Consider the following 21,198-nt stretch of genomic DNA (forward strand, 5'->3'; position numbering starts at 1 on the left):
GATGCACATCACGATAGTCGATGTTTGGTTAATATAGGTATAAGGTATTTCAGGCAGCGAGGCGCAGTTCCAGACGGTCCCAGATTTCGACCAGGGCGCGGGTCAGTTCGGCCATCATCGCATCTGTGTGGGCAGGGCCGGGCGTGAATCGCAGGCGTTCTGTCCCGCGCGGCACTGTCGGAAAATTGATCGGCTGCACATAGACGCCATATTCCGCCAGCAAAATATCGCTGATTTTTTTCGCCCGCACCGGATCACCCACCATCAGCGGCACGATATGGGTGGTGCTGTCCATCACCGGCAGACCGGCATTGCGAAAATGCGCTTTCAATGCAGCGGCGTTGGCTTGCTGGGCATCACGCTCGACCGACGAATTTTTGAGGTGGCGCACCGATGCCAGCACACCTGCCACCAGCACAGGGGAAAGTGAGGTCGTGAAGATGAACCCGGGCGCATAGGAACGGATCACGTCGATAATCTTGGTATCAGCGGCAATATAGCCGCCCATGACACCAAAAGCCTTGCCCAGCGTGCCTTCGATAATATCGATCCGGTCGGCAGCCTCGTCACGTTCGGATATGCCTCCGCCACGTTTGCCGTACATGCCCACGGCATGCACTTCGTCGATATAGGTGAGGGCATTGTATTTTTCGGCCAGATCGCAAAGCGCATGGATGGGCGCCACATCGCCGTCCATGGAATATACGCTTTCAAACGCGATCAGCTTGGGCACCGAATCATCTTCTGCGGCCAGAAGTTCTTCCAGATGCGCCATGTCATTATGGCGGAAAACCCGCTTCTCACAGCCTGAATTGCGGATGCCGGCAATCATGCTGGCATGGTTGAGTTCATCGGAAAAGATGATGCAGCCCGGCAGCAGCTTGGCCAGCGTGGACAGCGTTGCGTCATTGGAAACATAGCCGCTGGTAAACAGCAGTGCGCCCTGTTTGCCATGCAGATCAGCCAGTTCTTCTTCAAGCTGGACATGGAAATGGGTGTTGCCGCCAATGTTGCGGGTGCCGCCGGAACCTGCGCCGACATCATGCAGCGCGTCTTCCATCGCGGAAATGACCTTGGGATGCTGGCCCATGGCGAGGTAATCGTTTGAGCACCACACCGTGATCGGCTTGGGCCCATTATGCCCGTGAAAGCACCGCGCATTAGGGTAAGCACCCTTGTCGCGCATGATATCGATGAAGACGCGGTAGCGGCCTTCGGAGTGCAAGCGATCAATAGCCTGGTCGAAGATCTGATCGTAATTCACGCGGTTAACCTGCGGCGTTACGCCGGCCAAACCGGCATTCTACGCGGGATTTAGTCCGATTTGACCGATATTGCCACCGCGATCTTTGCGAATGGTTCGCGATTAGAAACGCTCGATGGAATGAAGGCCATGCCGGGCCAGCGTACTGGTCAACTTGGCGAAGTCTGCTAGAGTGCCGGTGGTGATAGCGCGGTCAGACGCAATGCGGTTGAAAAGCTGGTTTTCGGTCAGGTCGGCAATGCGCCGCGCAATACCCGCCGCCCCGTCGATGAAGCTGACATTGCTGCCGAACGATGCCGCCAGTTCATCACGCAAAAGCGGGAAATGGGTGCAGGCAAGCACCACTGTGTCAATCTCATCACCGCGCGGCTGATCGCGAAGCCCGGCGACCGCGGTCTCAATCACGCTGCGGTCCACCTGCTGCCCGCGCAATTTGCCTTCTGCCGCTTCCACCAGCCCTGGTGCAGCGTGGCGAAGCAGCACCTTGTCGCTGGCAAATTCGCGCTCCAGATTATCGACATAGGCCTGGCGCACTGTGGCCGCCGTGCCCAGCAGGCCGATGACGCCTGTGCGGGTCATCGCCGCAGCAGGCTTGATTGCCGGCACCGTGCCGACAATTGGCACTTCCAGCACTTCACGCACCGCCGCAAGGGCGATTGTGGAGGCTGTATTGCAAGCAATGCAGACCAGACGCGGGCGATAGCGTTCGCTCATCCGGCCCAGCAGGCCGGCAACCCGCGCTGCAATCTGCGCTTCGGTCTTGGTGCCATAGGGCAGGCCGGCCTGATCGGCCACGAAAATGACCGGCGCATCAGGCAATATCTGGCGCAATTGCGCCAGCACAGACAGCCCGCCGACCCCGGAATCAAACAACAATATGGGTGAAGCAGGGTCGATAGGGCTGGTCACTTTGGCAAGGTCACTCCGCAATTCTCGGTATCTCCTTATTTTTCCGGTGACCGAATGCAAGCAATCCCGTTATGCTATGGCCAATTAGGGGAGCAGAAATGGAATTCGGCATCGAAAATCTGTGGGCTATGCTGCTGGGCTATGTGCTGGGGTCGATCCCGTTTGGCCTGTTGCTGACTTCCATGGCCGGAATGGGCGATGTGCGGAAAATCGGTTCCGGCAATATCGGCGCGACCAATGTTCTGCGCACTGGCAACAAGGGGCTGGCAGCAGCAACGCTCCTGTTGGATCTGTTCAAGGGGTTTCTACCCGTATTTCTTGCCTGGCGCTATCTGGGGGAAACTTCGGTTGGCTTTGCCGCATTGGCGGCGGTGATCGGGCATTGCTTCCCTGTCTGGTTGAAATTCAGGGGCGGCAAGGGCGTGGCAACGCTGGCGGGGGTATGTTTTGGCATCGCATGGCCAATCGGGCTGGTCTATGCTGCAGTGTGGATCGGTTTGCTGGCGCTGCTGCGGATCAGTTCGCTGGCTGGCATGGCAGCGGCAGTGTCTGCGCCGGTTGCGGCATTGCTGACAGGTTATGGGCAGTTTGCGCCTTATCTGGCCGTAATTGCAGCGCTGATAATGTGGCTGCACCGCGCCAATATCAGCCGGCTTCGCGCGGGGACAGAACCGAAAGTGGGCGGCAGCGCCACGTGAGCCAGGATTTCGCGGCGCCTGAGGGTGCCAGTATTTCGCAGCAGCCCAGCCTTTCCCAACAGGAAGCTTTTGCCCGCATCCGCCTGCTGCGTTCGCCCAATATCGGGCCGGTCAGCTACCGCCAGCTACTGCGCCGCTATGGCAATGCCCGCGATGCGCTGGATGCGCTGCCGGACATGGGCAAGCGCGGAGGGCGGCAATATCGGCCTGCCCCTGTCAGCCAGATTGAGGATGAAGTGGCCGCCACGCGCAAGGCCGGCGCAAAATACCTGTTTCACGGGACGCCGGATTATCCTGAACTGCTGACCCAGATTGAAAGCGCGCCGCCCATCCTGACCTATCGCGGCAATCTTGCGCTGGCGTCGCGCCCCTGTGTGGCCATTGTGGGGGCGCGCAATTCCTCCGCCGCAGCGGTCAAGCTGGCCCGCGAATTTTCCGCGTCGCTGACACAGGCGGGGCTGGTGGTCGTGTCCGGCCTTGCCCGCGGCATTGATGGCGCGGCCCATCAGGGCGCACTCCCAACCACCATCGGCGTAATCGCCAGCGGCATAGAAATTGCCTATCCGCCGCAGCACGCCCAATTGCAGGAACAAGTGGCAAGCCAGGGATTGCTGCTGGCCGAACAGCCACCGGGCACCCAGCCGCGCGGCAGCCATTTTCCCAGCCGCAACCGCATTATTGCAGGACTGGCCGCCGGAACGCTGGTGGTGGAAGCCGCGCCCAAATCCGGCTCTCTCATCACCGCGCGTCTGGCGGGGGAGGCCGGCCGGGAAGTCATGGCCATACCCGGCTCGCCGCTCGACAGCCGCTCGCAAGGTTGCAACCAGCTTATTCGTGATGGCGCCATTCTGGTCCAGTCGGCAGATGATGTGGTGGAACTGCTGTCCGGGTTTGACGGGGTGGCGCGCTCCACCTTCAGGGAACCCGAGCCATGGGCCTATATCGCCGAAGATAGCCAAGCTGAAGATGGCCTGCCTGAGGATGAACCTGCGCGGATTGATAATCTGCTGACCACTGCGCCGGTCGCGGTGGATGAATTGATCCGCCAGTCCGGCCAGAGCGCGGCTTCTGTCCAACTGGCATTGCTGGAATTGGAGATATCGGGCCTGCTAGTCCGGCATGCAGGTTCCCGCGTCAGCCGAGCGGCTTGAAATGGCTGCGGTCAATATTGCGAAAATTGGGAAACGCGCCGCCAGCCTTGCAAAAGCTGTGCAGGTCAACCAATTGAGCACCCTTCGCTAACGAGGGAGGGGGATTTCGTGGCGGCATCAGCCTACTTGACGCCGTGCAATCCAACGCTCCACCCTCGCGCGTATGTACACGTGTAAGGATTTCACCCCAGTTTCATGCAGCTAGTAATCGTCGAATCGCCTGCCAAGGCGAAGACCATCGAGAAATATCTGGGCAAGGACTTCAAGGTTCTGGCGTCATACGGCCATGTCCGCGATCTGCCGCCCAAGGATGGCAGCGTTCGTCCGGACGAGGATTTTGCGATGGATTGGGAAACCTATCGCGACAAGATGAGCCGGGTGAAGGAAATCGCCGATTACGCCAAAAAGGCTGACCGGCTCATCCTCGCGACCGACCCTGACCGCGAAGGCGAAGCCATTTCGTGGCACGTTCAGGAATTGCTGGCCAAGCGCAAGGCACTGCCAGCCAAGGTGGACCGCGTAACTTTCAACGCCATCACCAAGGCTGCCGTGACTGAAGCCATGGGCAAGCCGCGTGGTCTGGATACCGATCTGATTGATGCCTATCTGGCGCGGCGCGCGCTGGATTATCTGTTCGGTTTTACCCTCAGCCCGATCTTGTGGCGCAAGCTGCCCGGCGCCAAGAGCGCAGGGCGCGTGCAATCTGTCGCGCTGCGGCTGATTGTTGACCGCGAACGCGAAATCGAAGCATTCGTGGCGCAGGAATATTGGTCTGTCGTCGCCAGGATGGAACAGGACGGGACCGAGTTCGATGCCCGTCTGGTCAAGTTTGATGGACAGAAACTCGACAAGTTGACGCTGGGCGATGAAGGCAGCGCCATGGCCGCCAAGGCCGCTGTGGAAGCAGGCCGTTTCACCATCGAGGATATCGAAACCAAGCCGCAGAAGCGCCATCCGGCACCGCCATTTACAACGTCGACCTTGCAGCAGGAAGCTGCGCGCAAGCTCGGCTATTCTGCCAGCCACACCATGCGTCTGGCGCAGAACCTGTATGAAGCAGGCGCGATTACCTATATGCGGACTGACGGCGTGCAGATGGATGGCAGTGCCATTTCCGCTGCCCGCAAGGCGATAGCTGATCGTTACAACGGCCATTATCTACCCGAAAAACCACGTTTTTATTCGAGCAAGGCAAAAAACGCGCAGGAAGCGCATGAGGCCATCCGGCCGACCAGTTTCACTGCCGACCATGCCGGTTCGGGTGATGAAGCCAAGCTCTATTCGCTGATTTTCAAGCGCGCCATGGCCAGCCAGATGGCGTCTGCCAGCCTGGAACGCACCACGGTCACGATGCGCGACCCCACGGGCCGCCATGAATTGCGGGCGACGGGGCAAGTCGTCAAATTCCCCGGGTTTATGGCAGTCTATGAAGAAGGGCTGGACCAGAAAAGCGATGATGACGAATCCGGCCTGCTGCCAGTGATGAACAAGGGCGATTCCCCGCTCAAGAAATCTGTTGATGCCGCGCAGCATTTCACCCAGCCGCCCGCGCGCTTTTCCGAAGCCAGCCTGGTCAAGCGGATGGAAGAACTGGGCATCGGGCGGCCTTCCACCTATGCCTCTACCATCCAGACCCTGCGTGACCGTGATTATGTCCGGATGGAGAAAAACCGTTTCTTTGCAGAAGAAAGCGGGCGTCTCCTCACAGCCTTTCTGGAACGGTTCTTCACCCGTTATGTAGGGTTCGACTTTACAGCCGAGATGGAAGACGAACTTGACGTGGTTTCCGATGGCAAGGCCCAATGGAAACACGTGCTTGCGGCGTTCTGGAAGGATTTCAAACCCAAATCCGATGAGGTGATGGAATTCAAGCCATCGGAAGTGTCCGAAAAGCTGGACGAGTTTCTGTCCGACTATCTGTTCCCCGACAAGGCTGATGGCAGCGACCCGCGGCTATGCCCCAAATGCGGTGAAGGCCGCCTGGCATTGCGCGGCGGCAAATTCGGCGCATTTGTTGCCTGTTCCAACTATCCCGAGTGCAAGTTCACGCGCCGCTTCGCCCAACCTGGCGGCGAGGGTGATGCGGATGGCGGCGACGAATCCATGGGCAAGGATCCGGAAACGGGCCTTGAGGTGGAGCGCAAAACCGGCCGTTTCGGACCTTACATCCAGCTGGGCGAGGGCAAGGAAGCCAAGCGCGCGTCCATTCCCAAGGATCTGGACGATTTCGATCTCGAATGGGCGCTGAAGCTACTGGGCCTTCCGCGGATTGTCGGCGTACATCCCGAAAGCGGCAAGGAAATCGAGGCCAATATTGGGCGCTACGGCCCATACCTGCGCCATGATGGCAAATATGCCAAGCTGACCAGCACGCGCGACGTGTTCGACACCGGCATGAATGCGGCAGTCACTCTGCTGGCCGAAGCCGCCGACCGCAAGGGCGGCACGAGAGCCAAGGCGGAGCCGATCAAGGTGCTGGGTAAACATCCCACCAGTGAAGCGGAAATGCAGGTCATGCCGGGCCGCTATGGCCCCTACGTCACTGACGGAACGACCAATGCCACCATCCCCAAGGATGTGAAGCCGGAAGATCTGACCGAAGAACAGGCTATCGCTCTCATTGATGCGCGGGTGGCGAAAGGCCCGGTCAAGAAAAAGCGCAAGGCACCTGCCAAGAAGAAAGCGGCTCCGAAGAAGGCAGCGGCCAAAAAGGCACCAGCCAAAAAGGCAGCAGCCAAAAAAGCGCCTGCCAAAAAGGCACCTGCAAAAACCGCTGCGGCCAAGAAGGCAGCGGAATAATGGCGGCAGAACGGTTCGAGCGGCACAAACAACCGTGGAACGCCGACGAAGCCGGAAAGCTGCGCCTGCTTGCGGGCAAGGGTCACGGCCTCAAGGCGATTGCCAAGGCGCTGAGCCGCAGCGAGGAATCGACCAAGGATTTCGCGAAGAAAAACAAGGTCGCCATCGTCAAGAAGCGGTGAATTACCGGGCCGCCAGCGCGGCCCGGTAATTCACTTGGTCCAGTCGAGGCCGATTTCCTCGAAAATTTCCTTATCTTCCGACCAGTTTTCATCCACTTTGACGTGGAGGAACAAATGCACTTTCTGGCCGAGCACTTCTGACAGTTCCTTGCGCGCGGCTTCGCCAATGGATTTGATCATCGATCCGCCTTTGCCCAGCACGATCGGCTTCTGGCTTTCGCGGCCGATCACGATTTGCTGGCGCACTTCCACCGAACCATCCTTGCGCTGGGTGTAGCTTTCCGGGCGCACCGCGCTGTCATAAGGCAGCTCCTCGTGCAGCTGCTTATAGAGCTGTTCCCGCGTGATTTCGGCTGCAAGCAGGCGCTCGCTCGCGTCCGACACCTGGTCTTCGGGATAATGCCAGTCGCCCTCGGGCATCAAATTGGCAAGAAACGCCTTCAGTTCCGGCACGCCGTCGCCGGTGTAGGCAGAGATGAAGAACACCTCGTCAAATTTGACCTTACCGCTGAGTTCTTCAGCCAGTGCCAGCAACGGCTCCTTCACCGCCTTGTCGACCTTGTTCAGGACCAGCAATTTGCGTTCGGGCCGGTGCGCCAGCGCTTCCAGCAGGGGTTCCAGTTCGTGGCGGCGCTGCTTAAGCGGATCGACCAGCAGCACGATTGCGTCCGCTTCGCTCGCGCCTTCCCATGCCGCGCTGACCATCGCGCGGTCCAGCCGCCGCTTGGGCGCGAAAATACCCGGCGTATCGACCAGGATTATCTGCACATTATCGGCCAGCGCCACGCCCAGCATGCGCGCCCGCGTGGTTTGCGCCTTGGCGCTGGTAATGGCCACTTTCTGCCCGACCAGCTGGTTCACCAAAGTGCTCTTGCCCGCATTAGGCGCGCCGATTACGGCCACGACACCGCATTTGGGGCCGGTTGCGGGAGCTTTTTCTTCAGTCATTTGATCGCTCATCCATAGCGCTCCATAAACAGCCTTGCGGCTTCTGTTTCTGCTTCCTGCTTGCTGCCGGCAGTCGCCTCGGCTTCGCCCACATTGCGGACTTGCACCCGAACGGTGAATTGCGCCGCGTGGTCGGGGCCGGACCGTTCGATAATTTCATATTCCGGGCCTTTTCGGCGGTTGCCCGCAGCCCATTCCTGCAGCGCGCTTTTGGGGTGCTTGGACGAACCTGCGCCCCCTTCAACCTTGCCGCGCCAGATGGCGCGGATGAGGTCGCGCGAATGATCATACCCTGCTTCGACGAAATTGGCACCCAATAGCGATTCCATGACATCCCCCAGGATGTTCTCGCTATCGGCCGCGCCATCATCGCGGGCCTGTTTGCCAAGGTTGATGTGTTTTGCCGCGCCGATTTCCCGCGCCAGCGCGGCGCAGGTTGACCGGCTGACCAAGGCATTCAGGCGCTGCGCCAAGGCCCCTTCGGCACCATTATTGCGGTGATACAGCCAATCGGCAATGGTCAGCCCCAACACGCGGTCGCCCAGAAATTCCAGACGTTGATAATCGCGTTCATTGCCGGTGCTGCCATGCGTCAGCGCTTCGAGCCACAATTGTTCATCCTTGACCGCAAAGCCGGTCGCGAGAAGCCATTTGCGCGCATCTGGCGTCAAACCGCTCATAAAAGGTCCCCGATGCGGTTCCACCGCGCGGCGGTAAACCAGGTCCACGGCAGCAGCCATTGCGCGCTGCCATCGGTTGACCACATCATGATGGTTGCGCGGCCGACCAGGCGGTCCTGCGGCACAATTCCCACGCCGCCGCCTGCTTCTGGCGGGAAGCGGCTGTCCTGCGAATTATCGCGATTGTCGCCCATGGCGAAAAAGCTGTTTTCAGGCACGATGACAGGGCCGAAATCGTCTTTCGGGAAAGGCCCGAAATCAAGCACATTGTAGCTTATGCCTGAGGGCAGGGTTTCGCGGAACTGGGCATAGGCGCACACCAGTTTGCCATCATCCAGGGTCCGGATTTCGGCCAGCGGGTGACAATCTGTATTGGGGCTGACGGGCACGATGAAATCGTCAACCGCCACCTTGGGCACGGGCGTGCCGTTCAGCACCAGCTGGCCAGCCCGCATCTCGATGGTATCACCCGGCAAGCCGATGGCGCGTTTGATATAATCCGTGCCATCGACCGGATGTTTGAAAATCACGATATCCCCGCGTTCCGGCGCGGATGCGAAATAGCGGCCGGGCAAAATGGGCAGGTTGTTTTCCCCGATGCCATAAGCCCATTTGGCCGCCAGCAAATGGTCGCCATTGATCAGGCGGGGCATCATGCTTTCACTGGGGATGTTGAAGGGCGAGAATATGAAACTGCGGAAAATCACCACCACCAGCACAAGTTTGATCAGATAGGCGACAAAGCTGCCTTCCGATTTTTCGGCTTCGGCCGGTTTGCCAGTATGCACAGAACGCGGCGGGCTGGCGTGAGAATCGCTGGCCGGGTTGTTAACATCGTTCATAATCACTGCCCGGACTGGTGGGTGAATGAGGGGAAAGCGGCAGGCATTCTGGCGAATAACGGCCAGCCATTGCGGGCTGGCGCAGATAATAGGCAGCTGCAGCTGGTCTTAGGGTTCCAAATCATGGCCGCAGTCCCTACTCGCGTGGGGCATGTGTAGAAAGGATTTTCACGTGAATGATGCGGTTGCAGGCGCCTGGCGCAAGCTGAAAGGCCACCAGACCAGAACATTGGCCCAGTTGTTCGCTGATGGCGACAGGCTGGAATTGCTGTCCCACCGCCTGGAATGGGGCGAGGGCGATCTTGCTGCCGGGATGCAGTGCGACTGGTCAAAAACCCATCTGAATGCAGATTTGCTGGCAGATTTTGAAGCATTGGCAGATGCTGCTGGCTTTGCCGCCAAGCGCGCGGCCATGTTCGCCGGGGAACGGATTAACAACACCGAAGACCGCGCGGCAGAACACACCGCCCAGCGCGGTCTGGGCAAGGACAGTTCGGTAGAAGAAGCCAGCGCGCTGCATCTGCGGATGAAAATGCTGGTCGAGGCTATTCACCAAGGCGTGCTGGGCGAGGTCAATCACCTTATCCATATTGGTATTGGCGGGTCTGCCCTTGGGCCGGCATTGGCGGTAGATGCGCTGTCACGCGACCTGTCGCTGGTGGATGTGCATGTGGTGTCCAACATCGACGGGGTGGCGCTGGAAGCGGCATTCGACGCCTGCGATCCGGCAACCACCATGATTGCCATTGCGTCCAAGACTTTCACCACGATTGAAACCATGACCAACGCGGAAAGCGCGCTGAAATGGCTGGCTGAAAATGGTGTGGACGACCCTGCCGGACGGGTTGTGGCGTTGACCGCCAACCCTGATGCGGCAGTGGCATGGGGGGTTGATGAAACCCGCGTGCTGCCATTTCCGGAAACTGTTGGCGGGCGCTATTCGCTATGGTCGTCAATCGGCTTTCCGGTGGCAATATCGGTCGGGTGGGATGAATTTGACCAGATGCTGGCCGGGGCAGCGGCGGTAGACGCGCATTTCAGGGAAACAGACGGGGCGGCAAACCTGCCGCTGCGCGCGGCTTTTGCCGACCAGTATTATACCCAGATGCGCGGCTGCCAGACCCGCGCGGTATTCGCCTATGATGAACGTCTGGGCCTGTTTCCCGACTATCTTCAGCAGCTGGAAATGGAAAGTAACGGCAAATCTGTCACTGCGAATGGTGAACCGGTCAGCGGCCCTACGGCGCCTGTCACATGGGGCGGGGTGGGCACCGATGCCCAGCATGCGGTGTTCCAGCTGCTGCATCAGGGCACCCATCTGATTCCGGTGGATTTTATTGCCAGCATCGCGCCTGGGGATGATCTGGACCCGGCGCACCACCGGATATTGCTGACCAATTGTTTCGCGCAAGGGGCGGCGCTGATGGCCGGCGAGCACAATGACGATCCGGCGCGCGCATTCCCCGGCGACCGGCCGAGCGCGACCATTCTATGCGATGATCTTGATGCCGCAACGCTGGGCGCGTTGATTGCATTTCATGAACATCGCACCTTTGCCAACGCCGTGTTGATGGGCATTAACCCGTTTGACCAGTTCGGTGTGGAACTGGGCAAGGCCATCGCCAAAAAAATAGAAGCCGGCGGAAGCGATTTTGACGCCAGCACCGAGGCATTGCTGGCAGCGGCAGGCCTGTCTGGCTGACATCAATTCAGAACAGTTGATCCATCCGGCAGGCTGCATCGGGCAGTTTCAATCAGGGCCGTTCTGGCCTTACAATCCGTAGCGGCCCCCGCCATATCCGTGCGGACACAGGAGTTTTGCATGCCTTCATATGACTATGATCTTTTCACAATCGGCGCAGGTTCTGGCGGGGTGCGTGCATCGCGCGTGTCAGCCGCACATGGCGCAAAGGTGGCAATTGCTGAGGAACACCGGGTGGGCGGAACCTGCGTAATCCGCGGCTGCGTGCCCAAGAAAATGCTCGTCTATGGTGCCCATTTTGCCGAAGATCTGGAAGATGCGAAGCAATTTGGCTGGGAAGTGGGCGCGTGCACATTCGACTGGATCAAACTGCGCGACAATGTGCTGGGCGAAGTGGACCGGCTGAACGGCCTGTATACCGAAACCCTTGAAAATCATGATGTCGATATTTTTCACGAGCGGGCCCGGATTACCGGTGACCATGAAGTCACGCTGGCAAGCGGCAAGGTCATCACCGCGAAATATATTCTGATCGCAACGGGCGCACGGCCCCACACACCCGATTGCCCCGGCCATGAACTGGGCATCACCTCTAACGAGGCGTTCCATCTGGACGCGTTGCCAAAACGCATCCTGATTGCAGGGGGCGGCTATATCGCCAATGAATTTGCTGGTATTTTCAATGAATTCGGTACCAAGGTCACCATCATCAACCGCAGCGAGCGATTGCTGCGCAGCTACGATCAGAGCCTGAGCGACAGGCTGCTGCAAATATCATTGGTGAAGGGCATAGACTTCCGTTTCAACGCCGAATTCCGCGGGATAGAGAAGAACGCCGATGGCACGTTGAAAGTGTCGATGATTAATCACGAAGACCTGGAAGTCGATTGCGTCATGTTCGCCACCGGGCGCGTGCCCAATGTGGAGGGCCTGGGGCTGGGCACAGTCGGCATCGACGTGGGCAAGCGGGGCGAGATCAAGGTGGACCGGTTCAGCAAGACCAATGTCGATCACATCTACGCCGTGGGCGATGTGACAGACCGGGTGCAACTGACCCCGGTGGCCATTCGTGAAGGGCAGGCATTTGCCGACACCACCTTTGGCAACAAGCCCTCTCATGTCGATTATGACTGCATTCCCAGCGCGGTTTTCAGCCACCCGCCCATTGCGTCTGTTGGCATGACCGAAAGTGAAGCGAAGAACAGGCTGGGGTCGGTCAAGGTTTACCAGTCCGATTTTCGTGCGATGAAAAATGTGGTCGCAGGGCGCAACGAACGCGCACTGTATAAAATGGTGTGCGAAGGTGACAACGAGCGGATCGTCGGCATCCACATGATCGGCCCGGACGCGCCGGAAATCATGCAGGCGGCAGCCGTTGCCGTGAAAGCCGGTCTGACCAAGGCGGATTTCGATGCCACTGTCGCCATTCACCCGACCATGGCGGAAGAACTGGTCCTGCTGCGCTAGGGCAGGAAACCGTGCATCCGATTGCCAATTGAAACTGGCAGGCATACCCTCCTGGCCAGACACGGGAGAGATATGATGGCGGGCACGGTTCTGGTCACAGGCGGGACGGGTTACATTGGCGGGGAACTGATCCGCCAATTGCTGGGCCGGGGGTGGACGGTGCACACCACGGTCCGGGACAAGGCGCGCAGTGAAGCGGGCCTGCAGGCAAGGTTTGGCGACACGGGCGGGCGGCTGAAGGTTTTTCAGGCAGAACTGATGTCTGACGCTGGCTGGGCAGAGGCCAATGAAGGCTGCACCCATGTCGCCCATGTCGCCTCGCCCATTGCCGCGTCCACGCCCAGGGATGAGAACGACATGATCGTTCCTGCGCGCGAGGGCACTTTGCGGGCCCTGCGGTTTGCCAAGGCAGCCGGGGTGAAGCGTTTTGTCCAGACCAGTTCCATGGCCGCAGTGGCCTATGGCCGCAGCGAGAAGGACTATACCGTCAGTGAAAGCGACTGGACGGATATAACCCATCCCGATGTTTACCCTTACGTAAAATCAAAAACCATTTCCGAACGTGCCGCCCGCGAATGGGTAGCTACGGAAGGCCGGAACAGCTAGGGCGAGAGCATGGAATTTGTCTCGGTCAATCCGGCCATGGTTCTTGGCCCTGTCGAAAGCGCGGATTTTTCCGCGTCGGTAGAAGCAGTGAAACAATTGATCGACGGGTCCATGCCCATGGCGCCCGACCTGGGTTTCGCCGTGGTGGACCTGCGCGATGTGGCGGATCTGCATGTCAGGTGTCTTGAGGAACCTGGCCTCGGCGGGGAGCGGTTCCTGGCAGCTGGCAGGTTCATGAAAATGATCGAGGTGGGCGAAGTGCTGCGCCGCGGCCTGGGAGACAAGGCGCGCAAGGTGCCCACAAAGGTGATGCCCGGTTGGATGGTATCAATTCTCGCCCTGTTCAACCCTGCAGTACGCTCCATCAAGGCGGAACTGGGCAAATCCCGCCACGTCGATGCCAGCCATGCGCTGAACCGGCTGGGCTGGAAAACACGGCCCGAAGAAGAAAGCATTCTCGATTGTGCCAACAGCCTGATCGACAAGGGCGTGGTGAAAATCTGATGGATATATCGGGCAAGACCGTGCTGCTTACTGGCGGTACCGCGGGCATTGGTCAGGCGCTGGCCCGCCAGTTGATGACGAAGGGCGCCACCGTGATTGTGACAGGCCGCTCGCCCGAACGACTGGAAAAATCGCGGGCCGATGGTTTCGAAGCCATCGCGGCTGATCTTTCCAGCCCTGCTGGGGCGGATGCGATCCTTCAGGCGCTGGGCGCACGGCCGGTGGATATAGTGATCAACAATGCCGGACAGGGCGTGGACCATGATTTTCGGAAAGCTGCACCTGATATGGCGCTGGCTGATGACTGCATTCATGCCAATCTGAATACACCCATTCGCCTGATTGCCGGGTTGATGCCGCGCTTGAAAGACCGGCCTGAAGCAGCGATTGTCAATGTGACCTCCGGTCTGGCCATTGCGCCCAATGCGGGCGCGGCAGTCTATTGCGCGACCAAGGCTGGCCTGCGCAGCTATACCCAGGCGTTGCGGGCACAATTGGCCGGGACAAACATCCGCGTCATCGAAGTTCTGCCGCCTGTGGTGGAAACACAGATGACCGCAGGTCTGGAAAACCGCACCATGGCCAACCGAAAAATGGCACCGCAGGACTGCGCCCGCGAAATTGTCCATGCGATTGAAAATGACCGGGAAGAAGCCAATGTCGGGATGGTAAAAATGCTGCGGCTGGTCCATTCCATCTCACCGAAACTCGCCGCCAGGCTCATGCTGCGCTTCTGACCGGCTGCGTTGCCGCAGGTGGTAACGCCCGTCAGATCAGGGACTGGCTATTGACGCTAAGGCTGGCCGGTGGCTAGGCGACCTCTATAACTATGTGCAGGGATCTGGATGTCAGCCAATATTGCAGAAATGGAACGCCGCAGGGAAGCTGCCCGCATGGGCGGCGGACAGAAGCGGATCGACGCGCAGCATGCCAAGGGCAAGCTGACCGCGCGGGAACGGATCGAGATCTTGCTCGACGAAGGTTCCTTTGAAGAACTCGACATGTATGTCGAACATGACTGCACCGATTTCGGCATGGCAGACCAGAAAATTCCCGGCGATGGGGTGGTTACGGGCAGTGGCACCATCAATGGCCGGCTGGTCTATGTTTACAGCCAGGATTTCACCGTTTTTGGCGGCAGCCTGTCAAAACGCCATGCGGAAAAGATCTGCAAGGTGATGGAAAACGCCATGAAAGTGGGCGCGCCCGTTATCGGCATGAATGACAGCGGCGGCGCGCGTATCCAGGAAGGCGTGGCATCGCTGGGCGGTTATGCCGATGTGTTCCAGCGCAATGTGCTGGCATCAGGCGTGGTGCCGCAAATCAGCCTCATCATGGGCCCATGTGCAGGTGGCGCGGTTTACAGCCCGGCCATGACGGACTTCATCTTCATGGTGAAGGACAGTTCCTACATGTTCGTCACCGGCCCCGACGTGGTGAAAACGGTCACCAATGAAGTTGTGACGCAGGAAGAACTGGGCGGCGCGATCACCCATACCACCAAGACCAGCGTGGCCGATCTGGCGTTTGAAAATGATATCGAAACGCTGCTGGCCACGCGCAATTTCTTCGACTTCCTGCCCTTGTCCAACCGCGAGGAAGTGCCGGAACGGCCAACGTCGGACCCGTTTGACCGGGAAATTGCCAGCCTCGACACCATCATTCCTGACAATGCCAACCAGCCGTATGACATGCATGAAGTCATCCGCAAGGTGCTGGACGAAGGCGATTTCTTTGAAATCCAGCCAGCCCATGCGGGCAATATTTTGTGCGGATTTGGCCGCGTCGAAGGGCGTACCGTGGGCGTGGTTGCGAACCAGCCGATGGTGCTGGCAGGCGTGCTGGACATCAATGCATCGAAAAAAGCCGCGCGGTTCGTCCGGTTCTGTGATGCATTTGAAATCCCGATCCTCACCTTCGTGGATGTGCCCGGCTTCCTGCCCGGCACCGCGCAGGAGCATAATGGCATCATCAAGCACGGCGCCAAACTGCTGTTCGCCTATGCGGAGGCAACCGTGCCCAAAATCACGGTCATCACGCGCAAAGCCTATGGCGGCGCCTATGACGTGATGGCGTCAAAGCATCTGCGCGGCGATCTGAACTACGCCTGGCCAACGGCAGAAATTGCCGTGATGGGCGCGAAAGGCGCGGTCGAAATCATCTTCCGGCAAGATGCTGGCGACCCGGAAAAGATTGCCGAGAAAACGAAGGAATATGAAGACCGCTTCGCCAATCCCTTCGTCGCGGCATCACGCGGCTATATTGACGAAGTGATCTACCCACATTCCACGCGGCGCCGGATCGCGCTGGGCCTGCGCAAATTGCGCGGCAAGGTGCTGGAAAACCCGTGGAAGAAGCATGACAATATTCCGCTGTGACGGTGCAGCACTTTGCCAAAAGCTGCGCATTTGAACTGACAGGAGCGTCTTTATGAAACTCGGCCGTCTCAACCATATCGGCGTTGCCACGCCTTCCATCGCGGATTCCATCGCGCATTTTCGGGATGTGATGGGGGCGACCGATATTACCGAGCCGTTTGATCTGCCCGAACAGGGCGTGAAAGTGTGTTTCGTCAACACGCCCACACATGGTGGTATGAACGGCACGCAGATCGAGCTGATCGAACCCTATGATGCAAGCTCGCCCATCAATGGCTTTTTGTCGAAAAACCCGGCGGGCGGTCAGCATCATCTGTGCTTTGAAGTGGAAGATATCGCCGCCGCGCGCGAATGGTTTGAAGGGCAGGGCAAGCGTATTCTTGGGGCAACGCGCATTGGCGCGCATGGCACACCCATCTTTTTCCTGCACCCCAAGGACATGATGGGCCAGCTGACCGAAATTATGGAAACGCCGCATTCTGACACTACGGGAGAGCATTGATGAGCTACGAATATATCAAGGTCGAGGCTGACGGCCCTGTTACCACCATCACGCTGAACCGGCCTGAACGCCTTAACGCCTGCGCGCCCGCCATGGCGGTGGAAATTCGTGATGCGCTGGTGGATACAGGCGATGCGCGCTGTTTCATCATTACTGGCGAAGGGCGCGCATTCTGCTCCGGCGCTGACCTTGCGGCGCGCGGTGACCGCCCCGTAACCGGCGGGCGCGGCGCTTACGATTCCCTCGGCATGAGCTATAATCCGCTGATGGTGCAGATGGCGGAATGCAAGGTTCCCATCGTGACTGCGGTCAATGGCCCGGCGGCGGGTGTGGGTTGCTCCATCGCCCTGGCATCGGATTTCGCAATTGCTGGCAAAAGCGCCTATTTCCTGCAGGCTTTCGTCAATATCGGCCTGGTGCCGGATGGCGGTGCCAGCTGGATGCTGCCCCGCCTTGTCGGCAAGGCCCGCGCCACGGAAATGATGATGCTGGGCGAGAAGATTGGCGCTGACAAGGCCGCTGACTGGGGGCTGATTTACAAGGCTGTGGATGATGCGGCGTTGATGGACGAGGCACGGGCACTCGCCAGTCGACTGGCCAATGGGCCGACACTGGCGCTGGGCCAGATGCGCGCCAATATCCAGTTTGCCTTGCAGAACAATTATGCCGCCAGCCTGCATCAGGAAGCCCTGGGCCAGTATCGCGCAGGCGACAGCGAGGATGCCAGGGAAGGCGGCGCTGCATTCCTGATGAAGCGCAAGGCGGAGTTCAAAGGGGCATGATCTATTACGACAGTGCCAATCCGGCGCCCAATCCGCGCCGCGTCCGCATTTTCGCCGCTGAAAAGGGGCTGGAACTGCCGACCGAGGTGATTTCCATCGTCGCCCGCGAACAGAAATCGCCGGAATTCCTCGCCATCAACCCGAGGGGGCAAACACCGGCGCTGAAGCTGGACGATGGGACGGTGCTGACAGAAAGCATCGCGATTTGCCGTTATCTGGAAGCGCTCGAACCGCAGCCTGCCCTGTTTGGCACCTCGCCAGAGGAAGTAGGCGCGGTGGAAATGTGGATCCGCCGGGTGGAATTTCTGGTGATGGAACCGCTGGGCAAAGTGTGGGTCCATACACATCCGTTCACTGCCAAGCTGCCGATGCAACGCTTCACCGAATATGGGGAAAGCAACCGCCCACGCGTGCTTGATGGATATGCCATCTGTGACGAAGCGTTGGCCACTGCGCCATTTTTGGCAGGGCAGGAATTCACCATGGCCGATATTGCCCTTTTCACTACCGTGGAATTCGCCAGTTTCGTCGGCATCGCCATGCCGGATGATATGAACAATTTGCGCGATTGGCACAGCCGGGTATCGTCCCGCCCCAGTGCCAGCGCCTGAAAGCCGATTTGATGACCAAACCTACCGCACAGGACTGGCAAGCCCTTGCCGACAAGGAAACCAGGGGCCGCAATCTGACCCGGCAGATGCCGGAAGGGTTCGCCATCAAGCCGCTTTATACCGAGGCTGATGCCGCAGATCCGGGCTTGCCGGGCTTTGCCCCGTTCACCCGCGGGGTGAAAGCGACGATGTATGCGGGGCGGCCATGGACCATCCGCCAATATGCCGGTTTTTCGACTGCCGAGGAATCCAACGCATTCTATCGCCGCAATCTGGCGGCCGGGCAGAAAGGCCTGTCGGTGGCTTTCGATCTGGCCACCCATCGCGGCTACGATTCCGATCATCCCCGCGTGGTGGGCGATGTGGGCAAGGCCGGCGTGGCGATCGATACGGTCGAGGATATGCAGATCCTGTTTGACCAGATCCCGCTGGATGAAATGTCCGTTTCCATGACGATGAATGGCGCGGTCATTCCGATTTTGGCGTTCTACATTGTTGCTGGCGAGGAACAGGGCGTTTCGGCAGACCAGCTTTCGGGCACCATTCAGAACGATATTCTGAAGGAATTCATGGTCCGCAACACTTACATCTATCCGCCTGCGCCCAGCATGCGGATCGTGTCGGACATTATCGCCTATACGTCGGCCCATATGCCGAAGTTCAATTCGATTTCGATTTCCGGCTATCATATGCACGAAGCAGGCGCGACTGCGGTGCAGGAGTTGGCTTTCACCATCGCCGACGGCAAGGAATATGTGACCCGCGCGATGGAAGCCGGGCTGGACATTGACGCTTTTGCCGGCCGCCTGTCGTTCTTTTTTGGCATCGGCATGAATTTCTTCATGGAAATTGCCAAGCTGCGGGCGGCACGCACCCTCTGGTATCGGGTGATGGACGGGCTTGGCGCGCAGGCGGAACGTAGCAAGATGTTGCGAACCCATTGCCAGACTTCGGGTGTTTCGTTGCAGGAACAGGACCCTTACAACAACGTCATCCGCACCACTGTGGAAGCGATGGCGGCCACGCTGGGCGGCACCCAGTCGCTCCACACCAATGCGCTGGATGAAGCCATCGCCCTGCCAACCGATTTCAGCGCCCGCATCGCCCGCAACACCCAGTTAGTGTTACAGGAAGAAACCGGCATTACCGATGTGGTCGACCCGCTGGGCGGCAGTTATTACATCGAGGCGCTGACTGCGAAACTGGTCGAGGAAGCCGAAGCCCTGATCCGCGAAGTGGACGGGCTGGGCGGCATGACCGATGCCGTCGCATCCGGCATGCCGAAACAGCGCATCGAAGAAGCCGCCGCTGCCAAGCAAACCCGTGTTGACCGCGGGGAAGATGTGATCGTGGGCGTGAACAAATATCGCCTGGCGACAGAAGATGCCCTGGATACGCTGGACATCGACAATCACAAGGTGCGCAAGGGCCAGATTGCACGCCTGGAAAAGAACCGCGCCAATCGCGACGAGGCCTTGTGTCAGGCGGCGCTGGCAGCCTTGACCCAGGGGGATGAAGCGGGCGGTAATCTGCTGGCGCTGGCAGTAGATGCAGCGCGGGCGCGGGCAACACTGGGCGAAATTTCCGACGCGATGGAAGCGGTATTTGGCCGTTATGACACCGTGCCGACCCCGGTGAAGGGAGTGTATAAATCCGCTTATGAATTTGACCGGCGCTGGGCGCAGGTGGTGGACGGGGTAAATGCGGTGGAACGCCGCCTTGGCCGCAAACCGAAGATCATGGTCGCCAAAATGGGCCAGGATGGGCATGACCGCGGCGCCAATGTGATCGCCAGCGCCTTTGCCGACATGGGGTTTGAAGTCGTATCCGGCCCCCTGTTTCAGACCCCGCAGGAAACCGTAGAAATGGCGCTGGAACAGGATGTGGATGCCATTGGCGCCAGTTCCCTTGCGGCAGGGCACAAGACGCTGATCCCCGAATTGATCGGTCTGCTGAAAGACGCCGGCCGCGCGGATATCAAGGTGGTGGCAGGCGGCGTCATTCCGCCGCAGGATTATGAATTTTTACGCGACGCAGGAGTCCAGGGCATCTACGGCCCCGGATCGAACGTGGTGGAATGCGGGGCCGATATGCTCCGCCTGCTTGGTCATAATATGCCGCCTGCCGGTGAAGAATTGGAAAGTGAAAACCCGTGACGATACGCACTGACTGGACCCGCGAAGACATTGCGGGCCTGTTCGATTTACCTTTCACCGAATTGCTGTTCCGCGCTGCCACCGTGCACCGCGAAAACCACGCGGCTGATCAGGTGCAGCTGTGCACATTGCTCAGTATCAAGACCGGCGGCTGCCCTGAAGATTGCGGCTATTGTTCGCAAAGCGTGAAAGCCGACAGCGGCGTTACCGCGACCAAGCTGATGGACGTGCGCGCGGTGCTGCAATCTGCCGCCCAGGCAAAGGACAATGGCAGCCAGCGCTTCTGCATGGGTGCTGCATGGCGCAACCCCAAGGACCGGGATATGCCAGCCATTGTTGAAATCGTTAAAGGCGTGCGCGCCATGGGGCTGGAAACCTGCATGACGCTGGGCATGTTGACGCCGAAACAGGCAGACATGCTGGCCGAGGCGGGGCTCGATTATTACAACCACAACATCGACAGCAGTCCTGAATATTACGAACGCGCCATTTCCACGCGCAAGATGTCGGACCGGCTTGAGACTTTGGGCCATGTGCGCGCATCGGGCATCAACGTGTGCAGCGGCGGCATTGTCGGCATGGGCGAAACCCGCGCCGACCGGGTGGGCTTCATCCACACGTTGGCGACGCTGCCGCAGCATCCCGAATCTGTGCCGGTGAACGCGCTGGTTCCAGTGAAAGGCACCGTGCTGGGGGACATGCTGGCAGATACGCCGCTGGCCAAGATTGACGATATCGAGTTCGTCCGCACGGTGGCGGCGGCGCGGATCACCATGCCGCTGAGCATGGTGCGGCTTTCAGCAGGGCGCGAGAGCATGAGCGAAGCCACGCAGGCGTTGTGCTTCATGGCGGGCGCGAACTCGATCTTCACCGGCGACAAGCTGCTGACCGCCCCCAATGCAGGCGACGATAACGACGCGGCGTTGTTTGCGAAACTGGGCTTGACCGCGCTGGCGGGCGAAGAGCCGCTGAGAGCATCTGAGCGGGCATGCAAAACTATGGAGCCTGCTGAATGAC

General features: G+C 59.3%; 20 protein-coding genes. 15 read left to right on the top strand and 5 right to left on the bottom strand.

The window, feature by feature from the left end; all coding sequences use genetic code 11:
* Positions 1 to 49 precede the first annotated feature (49 nt).
* Entirely contained in the window at positions 50 to 1,264 is a 1,215-nt protein-coding gene (hemA, locus tag GRI44_RS03745) for a 5-aminolevulinate synthase (protein WP_160600094.1), read from the bottom strand.
* Positions 1,265 to 1,366: 102 nt separating this feature from the next.
* Entirely contained in the window at positions 1,367 to 2,173 is an 807-nt protein-coding gene (murI, locus tag GRI44_RS03750) for a glutamate racemase (RefSeq protein ID WP_332872343.1), read from the bottom strand.
* Positions 2,174 to 2,271: 98 nt separating this feature from the next.
* Here murI and plsY point away from each other — a divergent pair, with 98 nt between their 5' ends.
* The 4 genes from plsY to GRI44_RS03770 all read left to right on the top strand — a co-directional run bounded on the left by plsY (position 2,272) and on the right by GRI44_RS03770 (position 7,003).
* Complete coding sequence (gene plsY, locus GRI44_RS03755; protein WP_160600095.1) at positions 2,272 to 2,871, top strand: glycerol-3-phosphate 1-O-acyltransferase PlsY; 600 nt, start codon at positions 2,272 to 2,274, stop codon at positions 2,869 to 2,871.
* Positions 2,868 to 4,022, top strand: a complete 1,155-nt coding sequence (dprA, locus tag GRI44_RS03760; RefSeq protein WP_332872344.1) for a DNA-processing protein DprA — start codon at positions 2,868 to 2,870, stop codon at positions 4,020 to 4,022. The genes plsY and dprA overlap by 4 nt, the downstream gene beginning before the upstream one ends.
* Positions 4,023 to 4,217: 195 nt before the next feature.
* Positions 4,218 to 6,821 (top strand): type I DNA topoisomerase, encoded by a 2,604-nt coding sequence (gene topA / locus GRI44_RS03765; RefSeq protein WP_160600096.1) that lies wholly within the window; start codon positions 4,218 to 4,220, stop codon positions 6,819 to 6,821.
* Positions 6,821 to 7,003, top strand: coding sequence for a hypothetical protein (locus GRI44_RS03770; protein ID WP_160600097.1), 183 nt, complete (start codon positions 6,821 to 6,823; stop codon positions 7,001 to 7,003). The genes topA and GRI44_RS03770 overlap by 1 nt, the downstream gene beginning before the upstream one ends.
* A 30-nt stretch (positions 7,004 to 7,033) precedes the next feature.
* Here the strand turns inward: GRI44_RS03770 and era are convergent, their stop codons facing one another.
* Genes era through lepB form a run of 3 tightly spaced genes read right to left on the bottom strand, consistent with a single transcriptional unit; the run spans position 7,034 to position 9,473 of the window.
* Positions 7,034 to 7,963, bottom strand: coding sequence for a GTPase Era (era, locus tag GRI44_RS03775; protein WP_232842960.1), 930 nt, complete (start codon positions 7,961 to 7,963; stop codon positions 7,034 to 7,036).
* On the bottom strand, positions 7,960 to 8,631 hold the full coding sequence (rnc, locus tag GRI44_RS03780; protein ID WP_160600098.1) for a ribonuclease III: 672 nt from the start codon (positions 8,629 to 8,631) through the stop codon (positions 7,960 to 7,962). The genes era and rnc overlap by 4 nt, the downstream gene beginning before the upstream one ends.
* Positions 8,628 to 9,473, bottom strand: coding sequence for a signal peptidase I (gene lepB, locus GRI44_RS03785; RefSeq protein ID WP_160600099.1), 846 nt, complete (start codon positions 9,471 to 9,473; stop codon positions 8,628 to 8,630). The genes rnc and lepB overlap by 4 nt, the downstream gene beginning before the upstream one ends.
* Before the next feature lie 172 nt (positions 9,474 to 9,645).
* On the opposite strand from lepB, the gene pgi reads away from it, so the two are divergent.
* The 11 genes from pgi (at position 9,646) to bioB (ending at position 21,197) form a co-directional block, all read left to right on the top strand.
* Positions 9,646 to 11,175: a glucose-6-phosphate isomerase gene (pgi, locus tag GRI44_RS03790; RefSeq protein ID WP_160600100.1), complete on the top strand. Its 1,530-nt coding sequence runs from the start codon at positions 9,646 to 9,648 to the stop codon at positions 11,173 to 11,175.
* 120 nt (positions 11,176 to 11,295) lie between these two features.
* Positions 11,296 to 12,642: a glutathione-disulfide reductase gene (gene gor / locus GRI44_RS03795; protein ID WP_160600101.1), complete on the top strand. Its 1,347-nt coding sequence runs from the start codon at positions 11,296 to 11,298 to the stop codon at positions 12,640 to 12,642.
* Positions 12,643 to 12,714: 72 nt separating this feature from the next.
* Entirely contained in the window at positions 12,715 to 13,248 is a 534-nt protein-coding gene (locus GRI44_RS14100) for an NAD-dependent epimerase/dehydratase family protein (protein ID WP_332872345.1), read from the top strand.
* A gap of 9 nt (positions 13,249 to 13,257) precedes the next feature.
* Positions 13,258 to 13,752, top strand: a complete 495-nt coding sequence (locus GRI44_RS14105; RefSeq protein ID WP_332872346.1) for a Rossmann-fold NAD(P)-binding domain-containing protein — start codon at positions 13,258 to 13,260, stop codon at positions 13,750 to 13,752.
* The gene (locus GRI44_RS03805) at positions 13,752 to 14,489 is read left to right on the top strand and encodes an SDR family oxidoreductase (protein WP_160600102.1); all 738 of its coding nucleotides are present in this window, start codon (positions 13,752 to 13,754) and stop codon (positions 14,487 to 14,489) included. Before GRI44_RS14105 ends, GRI44_RS03805 begins: the two co-directional genes overlap by 1 nt.
* A gap of 108 nt (positions 14,490 to 14,597) precedes the next feature.
* Positions 14,598 to 16,130, top strand: coding sequence for an acyl-CoA carboxylase subunit beta (locus GRI44_RS03810; protein WP_160600103.1), 1,533 nt, complete (start codon positions 14,598 to 14,600; stop codon positions 16,128 to 16,130).
* A 52-nt stretch (positions 16,131 to 16,182) separates the two neighbouring features.
* Positions 16,183 to 16,632 carry a methylmalonyl-CoA epimerase gene (gene mce / locus GRI44_RS03815; protein WP_160600104.1) on the top strand — a complete coding sequence of 150 codons (450 nt, stop codon included), beginning with the start codon at positions 16,183 to 16,185 and terminating at the stop codon, positions 16,630 to 16,632.
* Positions 16,632 to 17,414 (top strand): enoyl-CoA hydratase-related protein, encoded by a 783-nt coding sequence (locus GRI44_RS03820; protein ID WP_160600105.1) that lies wholly within the window; start codon positions 16,632 to 16,634, stop codon positions 17,412 to 17,414. The genes mce and GRI44_RS03820 overlap by 1 nt, the downstream gene beginning before the upstream one ends.
* Positions 17,411 to 18,025 carry a glutathione S-transferase family protein gene (locus GRI44_RS03825; protein WP_160600106.1) on the top strand — a complete coding sequence of 205 codons (615 nt, stop codon included), beginning with the start codon at positions 17,411 to 17,413 and terminating at the stop codon, positions 18,023 to 18,025. Before GRI44_RS03820 ends, GRI44_RS03825 begins: the two co-directional genes overlap by 4 nt.
* 11 nt (positions 18,026 to 18,036) lie before the next feature.
* Entirely contained in the window at positions 18,037 to 20,181 is a 2,145-nt protein-coding gene (gene scpA, locus GRI44_RS03830; RefSeq protein ID WP_202386129.1) for a methylmalonyl-CoA mutase, read from the top strand.
* Positions 20,178 to 21,197, top strand: coding sequence for a biotin synthase BioB (gene bioB, locus GRI44_RS03835; RefSeq protein ID WP_160600108.1), 1,020 nt, complete (start codon positions 20,178 to 20,180; stop codon positions 21,195 to 21,197). The genes scpA and bioB overlap by 4 nt, the downstream gene beginning before the upstream one ends.
* The last annotated feature ends 1 nt before the right edge of the window (position 21,198 follow it).

The sequence above is a fragment of the Allopontixanthobacter confluentis genome, from assembly GCF_009827615.1.
Classification (GTDB): domain Bacteria; phylum Pseudomonadota; class Alphaproteobacteria; order Sphingomonadales; family Sphingomonadaceae; genus Allopontixanthobacter; species Allopontixanthobacter confluentis.